Source organism: Kosakonia sp. S42, from assembly GCF_016624785.1.
GTDB classification, from domain to species: domain Bacteria; phylum Pseudomonadota; class Gammaproteobacteria; order Enterobacterales; family Enterobacteriaceae; genus Kosakonia; species Kosakonia cowanii.
Window position 1 is genome coordinate 23,479 of the sequence record NZ_JACVTW010000002.1, and the last position, 17,737, is coordinate 41,215.

The 17,737-nt window shown below is 57.8% G+C and carries 13 protein-coding genes; all 13 read left to right on the plus strand.

Annotation, left to right across the window (positions count from 1 at the left end; translation table 11 throughout):
* Positions 1–17 precede the first annotated feature (17 nt).
* The 13 genes from IAE50_RS03560 to IAE50_RS03620 all read left to right on the plus strand — a co-directional run bounded on the left by IAE50_RS03560 (position 18) and on the right by IAE50_RS03620 (position 17,729).
* The gene (locus IAE50_RS03560) at positions 18–803 is read left to right on the plus strand and encodes a phosphotransferase (RefSeq protein WP_200579591.1); all 786 of its coding nucleotides are present in this window, start codon (positions 18–20) and stop codon (positions 801–803) included.
* Positions 804–992: 189 nt separating this feature from the next.
* A complete protein-coding gene (locus IAE50_RS03565) occupies positions 993–2,285 on the plus strand; it encodes a VWA domain-containing protein (RefSeq protein WP_200579592.1) in 1,293 nt (430 codons plus the stop codon).
* A gap of 233 nt (positions 2,286–2,518) precedes the next feature.
* Entirely contained in the window at positions 2,519–3,916 is a 1,398-nt protein-coding gene (locus IAE50_RS03570) for an SrfA family protein (protein ID WP_200579766.1), read from the plus strand.
* Positions 3,917–6,919 (plus strand): virulence factor SrfB, encoded by a 3,003-nt coding sequence (locus tag IAE50_RS03575; protein WP_200579593.1) that lies wholly within the window; start codon positions 3,917–3,919, stop codon positions 6,917–6,919.
* On the plus strand, positions 6,919–9,585 hold the full coding sequence (locus tag IAE50_RS03580; RefSeq protein WP_200579594.1) for a putative virulence factor: 2,667 nt from the start codon (positions 6,919–6,921) through the stop codon (positions 9,583–9,585). Before IAE50_RS03575 ends, IAE50_RS03580 begins: the two co-directional genes overlap by 1 nt.
* Before the next feature lie 6 nt (positions 9,586–9,591).
* Positions 9,592–10,584: a hypothetical protein gene (locus IAE50_RS03585; RefSeq protein WP_200579595.1), complete on the plus strand. Its 993-nt coding sequence runs from the start codon at positions 9,592–9,594 to the stop codon at positions 10,582–10,584.
* A gap of 9 nt (positions 10,585–10,593) precedes the next feature.
* A complete protein-coding gene (locus tag IAE50_RS03590; protein ID WP_200579596.1) occupies positions 10,594–12,546 on the plus strand; it encodes a vWA domain-containing protein in 1,953 nt (650 codons plus the stop codon).
* On the plus strand, positions 12,546–13,232 hold the full coding sequence (locus IAE50_RS03595; protein WP_232045217.1) for an ABC transporter ATP-binding protein: 687 nt from the start codon (positions 12,546–12,548) through the stop codon (positions 13,230–13,232). Before IAE50_RS03590 ends, IAE50_RS03595 begins: the two co-directional genes overlap by 1 nt.
* Positions 13,213–14,445: an ABC transporter permease gene (locus IAE50_RS03600; RefSeq protein ID WP_200579597.1), complete on the plus strand. Its 1,233-nt coding sequence runs from the start codon at positions 13,213–13,215 to the stop codon at positions 14,443–14,445. Before IAE50_RS03595 ends, IAE50_RS03600 begins: the two co-directional genes overlap by 20 nt.
* Positions 14,435–15,976, plus strand: coding sequence for an SUMF1/EgtB/PvdO family nonheme iron enzyme (locus IAE50_RS03605; protein ID WP_200579598.1), 1,542 nt, complete (start codon positions 14,435–14,437; stop codon positions 15,974–15,976). Before IAE50_RS03600 ends, IAE50_RS03605 begins: the two co-directional genes overlap by 11 nt.
* A gap of 22 nt (positions 15,977–15,998) precedes the next feature.
* Positions 15,999–16,706, plus strand: coding sequence for a hypothetical protein (locus tag IAE50_RS03610; RefSeq protein WP_076769169.1), 708 nt, complete (start codon positions 15,999–16,001; stop codon positions 16,704–16,706).
* 10 nt (positions 16,707–16,716) lie between these two features.
* Positions 16,717–17,202 (plus strand): hypothetical protein, encoded by a 486-nt coding sequence (locus IAE50_RS03615; RefSeq protein WP_200134964.1) that lies wholly within the window; start codon positions 16,717–16,719, stop codon positions 17,200–17,202.
* 50 nt (positions 17,203–17,252) lie between these two features.
* Positions 17,253–17,729, plus strand: a complete 477-nt coding sequence (locus IAE50_RS03620; protein ID WP_200134992.1) for a hypothetical protein — start codon at positions 17,253–17,255, stop codon at positions 17,727–17,729.
* The last annotated feature ends 8 nt before the right edge of the window (positions 17,730–17,737 follow it).

Consider the following 17,737-nt stretch of genomic DNA (forward strand, 5'->3'; position numbering starts at 1 on the left):
CTTACCGTGGAGCATCGATGACAACAGAGAATCTGGCGCAAATGGGTGCCGCGCGGGTGGTGAAGCGGGTTAACACCGCCGGAATAGCCGTGATTGAGAAAGCGCCGGTCAGCGAGGTTGAGTACGCCTTCTACCACCAGGTTGCGCCCGAGCTAAACCGCGCGGAAATTTTTACTCCAGCCTTGCTGGCAGCCGATGCCAGCACGCGCGTCCTCACCCTTGAAGCGATCCCCTACCCTGTTAGCCAGCAAAATGTCGCAAACGACGCCATCGTGTCGATGCTGGCGCGCTTACACCGCTTTGCGCCGGATAAAAACTGGCACTATCACCCCCATCGCTGGCCCGACGCGCAGCTGGCGCTGAGCCTGCACCTGCTCGCTTTGCCGGAAGCAGCCGCCAGAGCGCTGCGCCGCTGCCAGCGCGACAGCGACAGGCTGTTTGCTGAAGCGGGCCTGATTTCCGGCGACAGTAACGCCGGCAACTGGGGGCAGCGCGAGAACGGCGAGTTTGTGCTGTTTGACTGGGAGCGGTTCAGCACCGGTCACCCGGCCATTGATTTAGCCCCGCTGATTAAAGGCATGGGCACGCCTGAAGAGTATCGACACCTCGCGGCGCGCTACTGCCGATTTAATCCGCGGTCAGAAAACGATCTCACACGCGATATTGCCTTAGCGAAAGCGTGGATTGTCAGCGAAGTGATTACACTCCTTCACAAGCGACAGAAAGCGGATTTTCCGCGTTTTCAGCACTGGTATCGCAGCTATTTGCCCGACTGGCTGAGGGAAGTGGAAAAAATGATGTGAGCCAATAATTGAGACTGCCTGCGGGGTTATTCGGATAATAAAAGCCTATTAGCGGCAAAATATCATACGTTTCTCCCAACGCAATTGTTTACTCCTTATTTCTGGTAGGTTGTATTTAAGATTATACTCATTACCCTTTCAGTCAAATGGGATAGTCACGTATGAATAACTGATAGCGTAATGATATAAATGATAAGAATAACAAGGATCGTTAAACCGTCAGTTGAATTAACCGATTATGCCACGTCATTTTCGCCTTTTCGTACGCTCCTCGAAACCTATTTACCCGCCTCTATCCAAAATTTATATGCCCGCCCGGTTATCGCCGATGATGGTGCCGTTGAGTGGTATAGCGATATTAATGGTCAGCCGCGCTGCTTACTCGATCTGAGTGAAACCGAGCAGAGCCGCGCCCGCGCCGTGCTGGAACAGCGTCTCGACAGCGTTCGGGCACTGCATCAGAAACTGGCGCAAAGCGGGAGCGAACCAGAAACAATGCTGCGCCTGCTACAGGCGGCCACCCACTCTCCTGCACCTGAGCAGGTGTGGGTGATCGACGGCCAGCCGGTCATCGTTCCGCCTGCGGATGGCGCACCCCGCGCCGCTGCTGCCGCAACCACTGCCGCTGCCGTGGTACCTGCCGTCGCGGCGCGTCGCTGGTGGCCGTGGCTTTTACTTCTGGCTCTGCTTATCGCCCTGATTCTGTTGCTGCTGTCACGCTGTTCGCCACTGCACGAAACAGCAGCACCCGTCACGCCCGCGCCACCAGCTGTAACGCCCGGCGAGCCGGTGAAACCTGAAACGGCACCCGCGCCGCAAGCGCCGGTAAAACCCACCAAAGCGGTCTGCCCGGCGCAGCGAACCCAACAGCAAGCCCCTGAAATGGTGGTGATTATGGACGCCTCCGGTTCGATGGCCATCACCATGGATGCCACGCAGGATGAGTTGATCAGCTGGAACCAGGGGAAATATGTCGAGAATATCGAACGTGAACCGCGCCGTATCTCGCTGGCGCGTAACGCGGCCAAAGGCATTATTGACACTATCCCGCGCGATATGAACATCAGCCTGGTGGCGGCGGAAAACTGCCGTCAGGTCTCCCTGTCGCCCAGCTTCCCCTTTGCCCAGCGATCGGCGCTGAAAAAGCGGATTGAAGGTATTCAACCGGTCGGTAAAACGCCTCTCGCCGAAGCCTTAGCGCTGGCGGGCAAAAAGGTGGATGGCGTGAACCGCGATGCGATCATTTTGCTGGTCTCTGACGGAGATGAAACCTGCGGCGGCGATCCCTGCCAGGTTGCCCGCGAGCTGAAAAAGAGTAAACCGCGCCTGCAGGTAAATGTCGTCGATATTATGAGCACCGGCGCAGGAAATTGTATTGCCAGCAGCACCGGCGGCAAAGTTTTTGCTGTAAACAATACCCGGGAATTTAAGCAGATCATGAAAAAGGCGATGCAAGAATATATTCCTGAGGGCTGCGAATAATATTCACCAGGAGAAACTATTAGGCACGCTGGTATTTTTTTGGCGCAATAAATGGCCGCGAAAAATTTCCCTTAGTGCTAAATAAAATGCGCTTAACGCCGATAACGCTTTACCGTTTTCGCATTTTCCCATGCTGAGATGAGCAATTTAAACCTCGCTGAAATAGCGTAGCAAGGGTTAATTCTGCTCATTTTTATCTTTTAGAAAACACAGGACCTGCCAACGTGAAAGAGATGTTTCTGTGCAGTGACAAGCTCAATAAATATCAGTCGATGGGCGAAAACGGGCAGGCTGTCCATATTTCTGCGCTGCAGTTGCGCGAAACGCTTCGCCTGCGCAAACAGGGCGCGGCGGCCGATGTGCTCGCCATTCCGCAAATTAGTGAACACGGCGAACGTATTGACTGGTATGCCCCTTTTCCCGGCGATGTCATTCCCTGGTCAGCGGCCACGGAGAGCGAACGTCAAAGCGCCCTGGCGCAGCTGGAAACCACGCAGGCCACGTTGCGCCAGCTCAGCCAGGATTTCGCCCAGAGCAACCAGCCGGAGCAGCAGCTGTTTGGTAAGTTGCTGGAAAAAACCCTGCAATTTCCCGATCCCGAGCATGTCTGGCTGGTCAACGGCAAGCCGGTGATCAGCTTCTGGGGATTCGTCAACGCCCGCCATCAGGCACGGATCGATCCGCTGGATTGCTTACGTCCGCCGAAACCCGTTACGCCCGCGGCCCCGCAGCACAGCGCGCCGCCGATCAACGAGCCGGTGGTAACGCCGCCGAAGCGTCGCGGATGGTGGATCCTGCCCGCGTGGTTATGTTGGCTGTTACCGCTGCTTCTTTTAGCACTTCTGCTGCTGTGGCTGCTGCGCGGCTGCGTACCCGGCGTAACTATTCCTGGCTTTAGCGTTGAGCAACCGGCACTGCCTGATGCGCACCTTCCGGTTGCGGAGAATGGCGCCACCCTGCCCGTCACCTCCTCTGAACGTGTTGTTGGCACTACCGAGGGCGTGACTGCGCCAGTGGTGAGCGGCAGCACGGCGGGCATCGGCCCGTTGAATGATGAAGAGCGCGCCACAGCTACCCCGGAAAACGCCGCCGCCCTTAACGATCCCGCCGTGCCGGTCGCGCCTGAAACAGGCAGCGAGCCTGCGCAAGCTGGCGTTGAGCCCGTGACGCCAGAGGCGCAGGTGAACGACCCGGCGCTGGCGGAACCCAACGCTACCGCGGGCAATGCTACCGCGCCGGTGGAGGTGAAAAACCCGTTAAGCCTGCCGCCGGAAGCGCTGGCGCAGGGGCGTACCGATTTCCTCAATGGCCAATGGCGCGCAGGCGCAGGCATCCAGGATCAGCGTACCGGCAAGCCGCTGAGCCTCAACTACCAGATTAAAGATGGCAAAGGTGAAGTGCAGATGGTGCGCGGCGATGGCGTCTCCTGCCGCGGCGCGGTCAATGCCGCCATCCAGGCCGGCAAGCTGGCCATTAATAACCAGGGTGAAGCGCAATGTACCGATGGCTCGGTTTACCAGATGCCGGAGATCGTCTGTGCGCCCGGTGCTAAGAGCGTTGCCGACTGTAAAGGCAGCTACGGCACCAGTACCCTTTTCCCCCTTTCGATGAAGCAGGAGGCAAGTAACTAAATGCTGGCTGAGCTCACTGATTTTAAAAAACAGGTCAAACTTATCCGTGACAGCGGGATTCAGTTCCTCGACTTCGCTTTCTCCCTGCCCGCGCGTAAAGCCTACGGCGAGTTTCTGCGCCAGCAGGGCGAAGGTGCGGTGCTGCGCCTTATCTACAACGAGCGTGACGACAAGTTTCAGGTCCCGACGCCAGACGGCGAAACGCCGCGCAACGCCGAGCCGGAGTATGCGCTGGCAATTGAAGATTCCCTGAACCTTTATGCGGGGATCTGGTTGCCGCTGCCCTTCTTTCGCTTCAACCCGCCGGGCGGCTTTTCTCACGGGCCGACTAACTGGTCGCGCGTGCAGTTTCATCAATTGCCGGAGCCGGACGAGAAAGGCAACACCTGGCGTGCAACGCTGATTTTCGATACCAAAATCTTTCCCGACCGCGAACATACACAATACCTGGCACCCGGCGAAGATGATGTCCGTTCCGGGGCCGGTTTTGCGCTGGCCTGCTTACCGCACCAGATGGGCGACTTCCTGACTCTTCCATGGATTGAGGAGTGGCTGAACGATATCTATACCAGGCAGGCACACGCTGTGCTGCGTCAGCACCCTGAAGACACCGAAGAGAAGCTGGGGCTGAAAGAGCATCAGGCGCACTTCCTTAACCTGCTCGAGGTGCTGAAAAAGACCATCGCCATTCCAGAAGTACAGCTCAATGACGTGAAAATTCGTGATACCGCGATCCCCGTCGACCTGGTGCTGGATATTGGCAACTCACGCAGCTGCGGCGTGCTAATTGAGGAGCATGCGGCGGATAACAAAGGCCTCTCCCAGCTTTATCAGCTGCAATTGCGCGATCTGAGCCAGCCGCAGTTTGTCTATAACGAGCCATTTGAGAGCCGACTGGAGTTCGCGCAGGCGGAGTTTGGCAAGCAGGACTTCTCGTCGAAAAGCGGGCGCAGCGACGCCTTTACCTGGCCGACCATCGGCCGTGTCGGCGGTGAGGCTTTCCGCATGGCGGCGCAGCGTTTAGGCACCGAAGGCTCAACCGGCCTCTCCAGCCCGAAACGCTATCTGTGGGACGATCAGCCCTACTCTCCGGGCTGGCGTTTCAGCCAGGCGTTTGTCAAATCGGATCGTGAACCGCTGGCAACCGCCGCACCGCTGCTCTATATGCTCAACGATCATGGCAAGCTGTTGATTCGCCTCAATGAAGATGAGCGGATGCCGGTCTTCTCGCCGGTTTACAGCCGCAGTTCATTGATGACCATGATGCTCTCAGAAGTGCTGAGCCAGGCGTTAATGCAGATCAACAGCCCGGCGCAGCGCCTGAAGATGAGCCACGCCAGCCATCCGCGTCGTTTACGCAACGTGATCCTGACCGTACCGCCGGCGATGCCGAAACCAGAGCGCGCCATTTTTGAAGCCTGCATGCATGACGCTATCCGCCTGGTGTGGAAATCGCTGGAGTGGGAAGAGATGGATTACGACGGCGAAGAGAGCGGCAATGCGAAGCAGCCGCACCCCGGCGTTCATGTGAAGTGGGATGAAGCGACCTGCGGACAGCTGGTCTATCTCTATAACGAAACGCAGACCAATTTCGGTGGCCGCACCGATGAGTTTTTTGCCGCCACCCGTCGCCCCGATAATCAGCAGGCGGAAGGGGAACAACGCAGCCTGAAGATCGCCTCCATCGACATTGGCGGCGGCACCACCGATCTGGTGATCACACGCTATACGCTGGATGACGGTAAAGGCATTAACGTGCGTATTACACCGAAACAGCTCTTCCGTGAAGGCTTCAAAGTGGCGGGCGACGACATTCTGCTGGATGTCATCCGTCTCTATCTCCAGCCAGCCGTAAAAGCGGCGATGATGAAAGTCGGCCACAGCGATATCGCGGCAGAGTCGATGATGTCGCAGCTGTTCGGCAGCGAAGCGATCGAAGCGGGCAAGCAGGTGCTGCGTCAGCAGTTGACGCTGCAAATCTTCTCGCCGCTGGCGCTGGCCATTCTTCATCGATATGAAGAGTACAAGCCGGAGAGTGGCCGCGAAGTCCTCAACTATACCTTCCGCGAACTGCTCACCGGCACTACGCCTACCGCCAAAGTGCAGGATTACGTTAACGACGTGGTGCGTACCGGCCAGCTGGCGAATGAAGCGCCCTTCTCACTGCTCGATGTGCCGTTAGAGGTCGATCTCGCCCGCCTGCATAATGAGTTTATCGATCCACGCAGCGGTCGGATGAACATCTGCCATAGCCTGCGCGCCCTGTGTGAAGTGCTCTGGCACTACAACTGCGATGTGCTGCTGTTAACGGGACGCCCTTCACGCCTGCCGGGCATCCAGGCGCTGATTCGCCAGCTCCAGCCGGTGCCGCCGACGCGGGTTCTGCCGCTGCACGGATATGAAACCGGCGGCTGGTATCCCTTCAACAAAAAAGGGTGCATTGACGATCCGAAATCCACCGCGGTGGTCGGCGCGATGCTCTGCCTGCTGGCGGAGAAGTCGCGTCTCAACAACTTCTATTTCCGCGCGGCAAACTTTACCGCCTACTCGACGATCCGCTACCTCGGCATGCTGGATGGCAACAACGTCATCAAAGACAGCAACGTCTTTTACAGCGATATCGACCTCGATGCCGCTGACTTCCAGCTCCCTCAGGGCCAGCCATTTGAGGCGCGCGGTGAAGTGCGTATCGGTTTCCGCCAGCTGGATAACGAGCGCTGGCCGGCCTCGTCGCTCTATACCCTGAAAATCAACAATCCGAACCTTGCCAGCGAACTTGCCGGCGATGCGGTGATGCGTATTGAGCTGATGGCGGAACAGGGCCGCGCGCGAAACGGCGAAGAGGCTGTGAGCCCGGAGCGTTTCCGTATTGAATCGCTGGAGATGGAGAACGCCAGACGAAACTACAGCCGCAAGGATGTGACCTTCCAGTTAAACACGATGGTTGGCAATGGCATGGGCGAAAGCCAGTACTGGCTGGATAGCGGGAGCATTAAGAGCTAATGAACAGCATCAATTCGAAGCAAATTATCCAGGGCTGGCAGGGCGTTGAACGCGGTGCCGGTGAAGCGATTGAGTGGATCAACGCGGTGCGCCAGGATGCGCCGCGTCTTAATACCGAAGCCGACCGTCTGACGATTAACCTCCGCCGCAGCCGTAACAAGGCGCGCCGTCTGGCGCTGGCAGCGGCAAAACCGATGACCATCGGCTTCTTTGGCCTGTCGCAGGCGGGCAAATCCTACCTGATTTCCGCGCTGGCGGCGGGTGAAAACGGCAAGCTGGAGACCCGCCTCGGCGGTAAGCAGCTCGATTTTCTGACCCACATCAACCCGCCGGGCGGCGGCAAAGAGGCAACCGGCCTGGTGACGCGCTTTAGCCGCCGTCAGGTTGGCGGCGACGAGCGCTGGCCGGTGACGCTGCAACTGTTTAGCGAAATCGAGATGGGCAAAATTCTCGCCAACGCCTTTATCCATGATTTTAATCAGGAAAAATTTGACTGGCAGTATGACGAAGGGCGCATCAACGATCTGCTAGCCTCGCTGACCAAACGACGTCGCCCAACCCGCGTGGCGGGCATCAGTGAAGATGATGTCGTCTCGCTGTGGGATTACCTGAGCCGCCATGCGGAAAAAAGCCAGAGCCGCTTAGCGCTGCACTACTGGCCGCAGGCGATTACGCTGGCGCCGTGGCTGACGCCGGAGGATCGCGGCCAGCTCTTCTCCGTGTTATGGGGCGAGGTGGCAGAGCTGACCGAAGCCTATATCCGTTTTGCGCAAACCCTGCATCGGCTGGGCGGCGCGCAGGAAGTGTGGGCACCGTTAAGCACGCTGGTCAGTGAAGAGAATGGCCTGCTGGTGCAGCGCGACAGCATTATGAATGTCGACATGCTGGAGCGGCTGAATAAAGAGACCGATATCCGCATTGAGGTCTGCCCGGTGGTGGAAGGCCTGGCCGCAGCGCCCGTTACCCTGTCGCTGGCAGAATTAACGGCATTAACCGTTGAGTTGCATATCCCGCTGGTCGCCTCGACCCGCGAGCCGCTGTTTGAAACCGTCGATCTGCTCGATTTCCCCGGTTATCGCGGACGCCTCGGCGTTGAGTCGATGGATGACATTCGCCGCGCGGTTAATAGCGAAGAGAGCAACCCGCTGGCGCAGCTGATTTTACGTGGCAAAGTCGCTTATCTCTTTGAGCGCTATACCGAAAACCAGGAGATGAACGTCCTGGTGGTCTGTACAGCCTCGACCAAGCAGTCGGATGTGAAAGAAGTGGGCGGCGTGCTCGATGAGTGGATCCGCTACACCCAGGGCGCCGACGCCGAGGCGCGCGGCCGCCGTCTGCCGGGGCTAATTTGGGCACTGACCATGTTCGATCTGCGCATCAGCCAGGGGCTGTCGCAAGAGGAGGCAATCCTGCGACAGTCCTGGGGGCTGGGCGGGATGATCAAAATGGCAATGACCGAGCGCTTCGGTCAGTACAAATGGATGCAGGAGTGGCAGCGCGGCCAGGCGTTTAACAACACCTTCCTCGTGCGCAAGCCGCGCCAGCAGACGCCGTTTATTCGTATTAGCGACGGTAACGAAGCGGCGTTTAGCGAAGAGAACCTGCCGCAGCTCCAGTTGATGCGCAAAACCTTCCTTGAAGATGAAGCGGTTAACCGCTATATCGCCTCGCCGGATGAAGCCTGGGACGCGATGCTCGAGCTTAACGACGGCGGGATGCGCCGCATGGCTGATTACCTCTCAACCGTTGCGCGTCCGGAAGTGAAGCTCGAGCGCATTGCCGAGCAGTTGCAGGAGATCCGCGATGAGCTGATCGAGGGCGGTTTAGGCAACTGGTATCAGCCAGACGGCGAAGAGGATGCGGCGAAAAAGGCGCAGATTGCCCGCGACATTCTGGATGTGCTGAAAAAACGCAGCGGTATGCACGGCGAGCTGTTGCTGCGCCTGGTGCCGACGCGCCGCGATTTGCAGGCACTCTATCTGCAACAAACCACACTGCCGGTGCAGGAAGAGACGCCTGAAGAGCTGGATATCTTCGATATCGGTGTTGGCGCTGCCTTTGGGGCTGAAGCACCTGCGGCAACGACCTATAGCCACGAAATTGCCTTCGCGCATCAGAGCGTACAGCACTGGATCAACCATCTGCGTGGCTTGTCGGAAAGCCCGGCGTTGCTCAACTACATCAATTTACCGCGCCCGATTATCGACGCGCTGGCCGATGAACTGATTACCGCCCTGCTCCGTCTGCGCATCGAAGAGAAGCTCGTTGAGGTGATGACCAATACCGAGCAGGCAGGCGTGCTGCTGGAGCAGATGGTGGACCGTCAGGTGTCGCGCATCCTGCATGTGATGGGCGATTTTATTACCTGGCTTGGGTACCTCGAGATACCCGCAGCGAAACGCCCGACACGCTTGAATATGCCGGATCAGCACATTTTCACCCGCCCCTCTCAGTGCGACAGCGTGGTGTGGAAAGACGACGAGCGTCTGGCGCGTTTAACGCCGCAACAACTGAACTACACCGCCATGTTCATTATCGACTGGCTGGTGGGGCTGGAGTCGCTGATTACCGAGAATGCGGGCCACTCGGCCGGTCGGGAGATCAGCGTGGCGCAGAACGAAAAACTGGGCGCCATCATCCGTCAGATTCAGACTTCACAGGAGTAATAGCAGGTGATCAAACCCGAACTTAAAGCCCTTCAGCCCGTCATCCCGGGCTATGCGCAACTACTGTTGAAAGCGTGGAAAGGGGGCATGGATGGCGTGATGATCTCGGTGCTGCGTAACCAGGATTCGCTCTATCTCGACAACGATGGCGGCTGGAGCAGCGCGGAAGTCTTTCTGGCGCTGCCGACGCTCACCCTTGACGAGGGCGTGCCCACCGTGCAGGTCGGCCCGTCGCTGGTTGATCCCCTGCTGGCCAACCGCCAGGCAGCCTATCGCATCGCCATCAAAGATGACGCCTCGCGCGATATGGGGATCCTGATGATTAGCGAAGGCTTGCTCAGCTCCCAGGCGGGCGGCGAGAACCCGCTGCCGGTCAACACCCGTTCCCTGAATGACACCCCGCCGACGCCACCTGCCGTTGAGCCAACGCCGCAACCGGTACCGGAACCCGCACCGGTGGTTTCTGAGGCGCCTGCACCGCAGCCTGTCGAGGAGCCAAAAGCGAAGAGAGGTAAAGGGCTGATTATTGCACTGGTGGTGCTTCTGCTGCTGATCGCCGCCGCCGCTGCGGCATGGTGGTTTATGCGTAGCCCCGAAGCGCCAGCCGAAGAGACACCGCCACCTGCGGCAGCCCCTGCGGCCGCGGCGAAAGCCAGCGGCCCGTGCGGCGACGATCTGATGACCAAAGGCAATGAACTGGCATTTGTGAAAGGGTGCCTGCGCAGCCAGCCAAGCAGTGCGCAACTGCTGGAGGTGATCGCGAAAGCAAAAGCGGCGAAGCAGTGTGATGTCGCTCAACGCTTGTACGCCTATAAAGCGCAGTCTGGCGATACCCAGATGGCGATGCGTTATGCCGAAGAGTATGACCCGAAAACCGCGCAGAGCGGGGGTTGCTTTAGCCCGGATGCGCAAACCGCCATCTACTGGTACGAGATTGTGGTCAACCAGGACTCACAAAACAGCGGGGCGAAAGCCCGTCTTGCCGAGCTGAAAAAATAGGATTAAAGGATGAAAACGAGAGTCTGGCTGGGCGGATTTCTGTGCTTAACGGCCGCCACTATGGGCGCGCACGCCGCCGATCAAAAACCGCTGCTGCAGGAGGGGAAACATAGCCTTTATCAGCGTGTTCTCACCTACCCGGGCTGCCAGCTGGCACCGAAAGCGGGCGAGGCCGGTAAAGAGCAGCCGGCGTTTAGCCGCTTCTACGTTTATCAGCGCAGCAAGCAGGGCCAGGATGAGTGGCTGCAGGTCGGGCCGGATAGCTTCGGTCATGTTTCCGGCTGGCTTAAAGCCGCCTGTACCGTCGACTGGAAGATGCAGCTCACGCTGGCGTTTACCAACCCGGCGGGTCGCCACCCGATGCTCTTTTTCCGCGATAAGAGCGACGTCGAATCGTTGCTGAATAACCCAAAACCGGCTGCCGCACTCGATCCATTATTGGCCAATCTGAAGAGCAATAAACCCGTGCCGCAGGTGCTGGCGAAAGAGCCGGATTACATGGTCGATCAGCAGAAAAACTTCTATCTGCTGCCAGTGTTAGGCTCTGACGATGTCTTTACCGACAGCGGTTTCCAGGTGCGCGTGCTTAATGTCGCCTCGGTCAGTGAAAAAGCGCCGGAGAAAGCGGCAAAAGCGGCTGACGAGAAGAACATGATGAAGGGCTTTTCGGCGTCGGTAGTGTTTGTAATCGACTCCACCATTTCGATGGGCCCCTATATCGACCGCACCAAAGAGGCGATCGATAAGATCTATCAGCGCATTGAAAAGGAGCATCTCCAGGATCAGGTGAAGTTTGGTTTGGTGGCCTTCCGCTCCAATGTCAAAGCCGTGCCGGGGCTGGAGTATGACAGCAAGATGTACGTCGACCCCAACACGGTGAAAGATGGCAAAGATTTCCTCGCCAAAGTACACGATCTGAAGCAAGCCACGGTCTCCAGTAGCAAAGTGGAAGAGGATGCTTATGGCGGCGTGATGACGGCGCTTGATAAGGTCGACTGGACGCAGTTTGGCGCGCGTTACGTGATCCTGATTACCGACGCCGGCGCGCTGGAGGGCGGGGATAACCTCTCCTCCACGCATCTTGATGCCGCGCAGGTTCGCCAGGAAGCGGCCTACCGTGGTGTGGCGCTCTATACCCTGCATCTCAAAACCCCGAGCGGTAAGAAAAACCATGCCGCCGCCGAGGCGCAGTATCAGGATCTGACGCTCAACCCGTTCCTGCATAAACCGCTCTACTACCCGATCGACTCCGGCGATGTGAACAACTTCGGCGCTATGGTCGATAGCCTGGCGAATGCCATCACCGGCCAGATTAAAACCGCCTGGAGCGGCGAAGAGACGGCGGGCAGCGCGCTGGGTGCCAGCGAAGAGTATGCCGGTAAGAAAGCCGACCCGCTGCTGAGCGATGCGGACAAGCTGAGCAAAGCGATGCGCCTTGCCTATCTCGGCGAAAAACAGGGGACCCAGGCACCGCCGGTGTTTAAATCCTGGATCAGCGACCGCGATTTAGTGAACCAGAACATTCCCGCCACCGAAGTGCGTGTCCTGCTGACCAAAAGCGAGCTGAGCGATCTGAGTGATGTGATGAAGAAGATCGTCAATGCCGCCAACGAAGGGTTGATCTCGCCAGACGATATGTTCGCCAGCCTGCGTTCGCTGGCCGCAACGATGGGCAACGATCCGAACCAGGCGAAAAGCAAAAACGCCACACGTCTGGGTGAATTGGGTCTGCTGGGTGAATACATTGAAGGGTTGCCGTACCTGAGTGAAGTACTGAGCCTTGATGAAGAGACCTGGAAGAGCTGGGATGGCCTTGAGCAGGAGCGGTTTATTCGCCGTCTCAATACCAAGCTGAACTACTACCAGCGCTATAACCAGGATGTTGACCGCTGGATCTCGCTGGCACCGGACAGCGATCCGCGTGACAACGTCTACCCTGTGCCGCTGGAAAACCTGCCGTAATGCTACACATACGCGAAATGGCGATCCGCCGCGGCGGCACGCAGGGCTACCGGGTCTCGCTACCGGAGCTGACGCTGGCGCCCGGTGAAGTAGTTGCGCTTACCGGCCCCAGCGGCTGCGGTAAGAGCACCCTGCTGGAGATGATGGGCGCGATCCTGCGCCCGGAACAGCTGTCGGAGTATCGCCTCGGCGAGCGGGATCTTACCCCGGCGCTGCTCGCGAATGATGAAGCCGCGCTGTCGGGTATTCGCGCACGGGATCTCGGCTTTGTGCTCCAGCACGGCGGGCTGCTGCCGTGGCTGACAGTGCAGGAGAACATCACCCTCACCCGTCGGCTGGTCGGGCAAACGGTGCAATCGCCGTGGCTTAAGACCGCGATTGATCGGCTCGGCATTACGCCGCTGCTGCATCAGCTGCCTTCCCGCCTGTCGATTGGCGAGCGTCAGCGCGTGGCGTTTGTGCGCGCTATCGCCCACCAGCCGCGCCTGCTGCTGGCAGATGAGCCAACCGCTGCGCTCGATCCCGATAACGCCAGCCGCCTGTTTGCGCTAATGATTGAGATGGTGCGGGCAATGGAGATGGCGGCGGTGATCGTCAGCCATGACTGGCAGCGGGTGAGCGAGTGCAATCTACGCTGTTATCGCGCCGTGATGCAGGAGGGGCAAAGTGTCTTCCAGCCTGCCTGAAACTCGCCCCAGGATGGGGCTACTACTGAATATGGCGCTGCGCGATCTGATCCACGATCGAAAAGTGGCGCTCTGTATTGTCTTCTCGCTGATCGCGGTGATCGCCCCGCTACTTCTCTTGTTTGGCTTAAAAAACGGTATCGTCAGCCAGCTGCGCCACGATCTGCTTGACGATCCACGCACGCGGGAAGTGCGGATGACCGGCAACGGTAACTACGATCTTGCGTGGCTCAACGCGCTCGCGGCACGCCCGGAAGTTGGCTTCTCAATACCGCTTACGCGATCGCTGAATACCCAGGCAGACCTGGTGCGCGACGGGCAACATTTTGCCGCTGGTGCAGAGGTGATCCCTTCCGCGAAAGGCGATCCGCTGCTGCGTGAGAGCGGAGTGCTGCCGCACGGCAGCACCGTGGTACTGAGCAACAGCGCTGCCCGTAAGCTCGACGTGAAAGCGGGCGACACGTTCCGGCTGTTTGTCAGCCGTAAACGCGACGGGCAGAACCAGCGCACATCGCTCTCCGTCAGCGTCGGTGCCATTCTCGACGAGGCGCGCTTTGCCCGCCCTGCGCTGTTTGTCGACCTGCCTCTGCTGGTGGCGCTGGAAGATTATCGCGACGGTTTCCAGGCGCCGCTGCTCGGCGTTACCGACGGTGAAAACGCGCGCGAGCGGCATAACTTTGCACGCGCACGGCTCTATGCCGCCACGCTGGATGATGTTGCCCCCCTGGCGCAATGGCTTGAGTCGCAACATATCGAAGCGATAACCCAGGCCGCGCAGATTGAAGCGGTGCGCGCCATCGATCGCGTGCTGGGGGTGATTTTCGCGGTAATCGCCTGGATCTCGGCCTCGGGCTGCATTGCGTCACTTATTGGCGCGTTTATCGCCAATATCGATCGTAAACGCAAAGATATGGCGGTGCTGCGCCTGCTCGGTTTTCGCCGCCAGGCGGTGACGCTGTTTATCATGATCCAGGCGCTCTGCCTGACGGGCGTTGCGTTTATTGCTGGCCTGTTGATTTATGGCGCGGGCAGCGCGCTGTTTAACCACCTTCTGGGCGCTAATCTCCCCGAAAGCGCTTTTGTTTGTCACCTTGATCCTGGCCACTTTGCCGCCGCCTTCCTGAGCGTGCTGGCCGTGGCGCTGGGCGTTGCCGCGATTGGCGCGCTGCGGGCGTTAAAGATCGAACCTGCGGAGAGTTTACGTGAAATTTAACCTGTTACTGACGCTGGCTGCGACCGGGTTAGGCTTTTCCTGCGCGGCAAACGCAACGTGGGATGAGAAGTTCTGGAACCCAAAACCCTTGGCCGATGATGTGATCCTGCCGCTGCCCTGCGATGGCGCAATGGCGTTTCGTAAGGTTGCTATTCCTCTGGATAAGCCGTTAGCCGATTACAGCATTACGCTTGGCGAAGAGGGCAACGAGTGGGGCTATATCGAACAGTCACGCCCGGACCATATCGCCGGTAGCTTCCCGCAAGAGAAGAAAGAGAAAGGCCGTTACTACCTGATGGCCAAATATGAGCTGACGGATTTGCAGTATCGCGCACTTTCCGGTGATTGCGCCAAACCCGATATCAAAGGTCGTCTGCCGAAGGTCAATATCGGCTGGATGGACGCCATGTCGATTGCCGATAAATACAACCTGTGGCTGCGAAAAGAGAAGCCGGACGCACTGCCGCAGGATGATAAGCAGCCAGGCTTTTTACGTCTGCCGACGGAAACCGAATGGGAGTTTGCCGCGCGCGGCGGGCTATCTGTCTCTTCGGCGGAGTTTCGCGATCGCCACTTCCCGATGCCGGAAGGCCTGAATGGCTATGTCTGGTTCGCGGGGGCGCAGTCAGCGAATAACAAACTCCAGCTTACCGGCCTGCTTAAACCGAATCCGCTGGGTCTGCACGATATGCTTGGTAACGCTGGCGAAATGATGTTTGAGCCGTTTCGCTTAAATAAACTTGACCGCCTGCATGGCAAAGCGGGCGGCTATATCGTGCGCGGCGGCAGTTACTTAACGCCGCAGACCGATATCCGCAGCTCGCTGCGCGGGGAAGAGCCCTATTACACCGCGCAAGGTGAGAACAGCAGCAAAGCGAACGGCATGCGCCTGGTACTGGTCTCAACCACCCTCACCTCGCGGGATCGCATTAAAGAGATTGAAAAAGAGTGGCAGGCGCTGGGTACCGAGAGCAAAGCGGCGAAGAAACCGGGCGAAGGCGCGGACTCATTACAGAACCTGAATGCCATCTCCGCCAAAGTGCAGGATGAAGGTGTGAAAAAGGAGCTGGAGTCGCTGCGTAATGAACTGCGAGCCAATAGCCAGCTGCGCGATGAGCAGCGCGACCAGGCGATCCGCACCTCTTTGCAACTGGGCGCCTTTTTGTGCACCAAGATGAAAGATGACGGCGAGTTTCTCGATCGCCTTAATCAGCTTTATAGCAAAACGTGTGCCGCCGGGAGCCAGCTCGATGCCAACTGTTCGCGTCGCCAGGAGCAGCTCGATCAGCATAAAAAAGCGCTGGAGTTTATCACCAGCTATTACGCCGACACGCTGGTGGATATGGGCACGACCTATAACAAGAGCCTGATCGATCCGCAGATGACCGTCGTGCAGCAGCAGATGGCGGCGCGCGGTAAAACCAATCTAAACGGTTACCTGAATACCTACTGGGGCAATCTTCAGGGCTACTGGAAAGATGGCAAAGTGGCGCGCGATGCGTGGCTGAGCGCTTGTAAAAAAAATAATTAAGGACATTCAGGAGAGAGTGGTGATGGTTGCTTTTAAACGGTTACGTACAGCAGTAGTGGCTGGGTTGATTGTGGTGCTGGCGGGTTGCCAGAGTTCGGGCGGTATGGGCGGCAGTGGGAGTGTCGATCCCCGTTTAGCCAATAACCAGGACGTCGAGTTTTTTAATAAATCGGGCGTCATGGCCTGTGCTGGCGGCGCGCTGCTCGGCGCACTGGCCTGTGCAGCAAGTAACTCAAGCAATAAGGCGGTGTGCATGATTGCCGCCGCGGTGGCAGGCTGCGGCGTCGGGGTTGGTGCTAACGCCTACCTTGATAACCAGCGTAAAAAATATGCCTCGCAGGAGGAGCAGTTGAACGCCTCCATTCGCGATATCCAGGCGGAAAACACCCGTATCCAGAATGCGACTAACGTGGCGAAATCGGTTATTGCCAGCGACAAGCTGACGCTGGCGAAGCTTGAGAAGGACATTGCCGCAAGGAAAGTGAAGAAAGATGCGCTGCAACAGCAGGTTAAAGGCGTCGATGCCAACATCGCTTATCTGCGTAACACGCTGACCGATATGAAAAAACATCAGCAGCAGTGGCAGGATATCTCCTCTGATATGCACAGAACCGGCGGCGATACCAAGAAGCTCGACGCTGAAATTGCGCAGATGCGCGATCAAATTGGCTCGTTGCAGGGTGAACTCGACAGCCTCTATACCCAACGTACCGCACTGAAAGTTAGCTGAGGATCACGCTATGCATAAGAAGATTTTAATGATGTTGAGCGCGCTGTTACTGGCTGGCTGCGCGACAAATGCGCGTGATTGTGACCCGACCGCCGGCGACGTCAGCATTATTACCAAATTTAACTGTAACTACTCCGGCACCTGGGATAAGCGCGTTGAGCAGAAGCAGCAGACCCTGCAACATGAGCAGCAGTTAAACAAGGAGTTCAACGCGGTCTATGCGGCGATTGAACAGGAGAAGCAGCAGAGCAATGCCAGCGTCGCCAGCAAGCGTAAATCACAGCAGGCGCTGCAACGTTCGATGAATAACCTGATTGCGCAGCTGAAGCAGAAAAACGCAGGCCGGGCCGATGTGCAAAAACAGATCGCCGCGCTTGAGAAGAAGATGAAAGAGGCGCAAAACCGCCCTTCCGCTTCCGAGATGGAAAAACAGATGGAGCTGCAGAAATTGCAGGGTCAGCTGTCGGAACTTCAGCAAACCTTAGCGACGCAATAAACTTCGCCCGCCGGCCTGCGTCGGCGGGATGACACTATCAGGAACCCATGATGAAACGCATCTCTATGATTGCGATATTGCTCGCTGCAATGTCCGTAGCAACCTATGCGCAGGCGGAAATCCCCGACCCGGATTTGATATTTAACTGTGATTTGCCGAATGAGAAAGGCGTTGTTATTCGCCTGAAGGATAACGTCCCGACTTACTATTACGGCTCTATTGAGCAAGTCGAGATGACGCTACCGCGCATCGAAGGTGATAAAACCCAGGTCCGCGTTGGTGAGATGACCTTTGCTGGGGGCGGCTCCCTCTACTACCGCTTTATTAACGGCAACTTCAGTTATGTGGTCTATAGCGGGATGGGCAGAGGATGGGAGTTCACCGGCCTGAAAGTTTACCAGGGCAAAAAACGCATTATGAAGCGCGAATGCACTAACGGCGGCTTTTTGAACACGAATTATCGCGGTGAAAATCTTGTGAAAGAGAGCGATACCGGTGATGACGATACCTACGGCTATGCCGATTAACAGTGGAC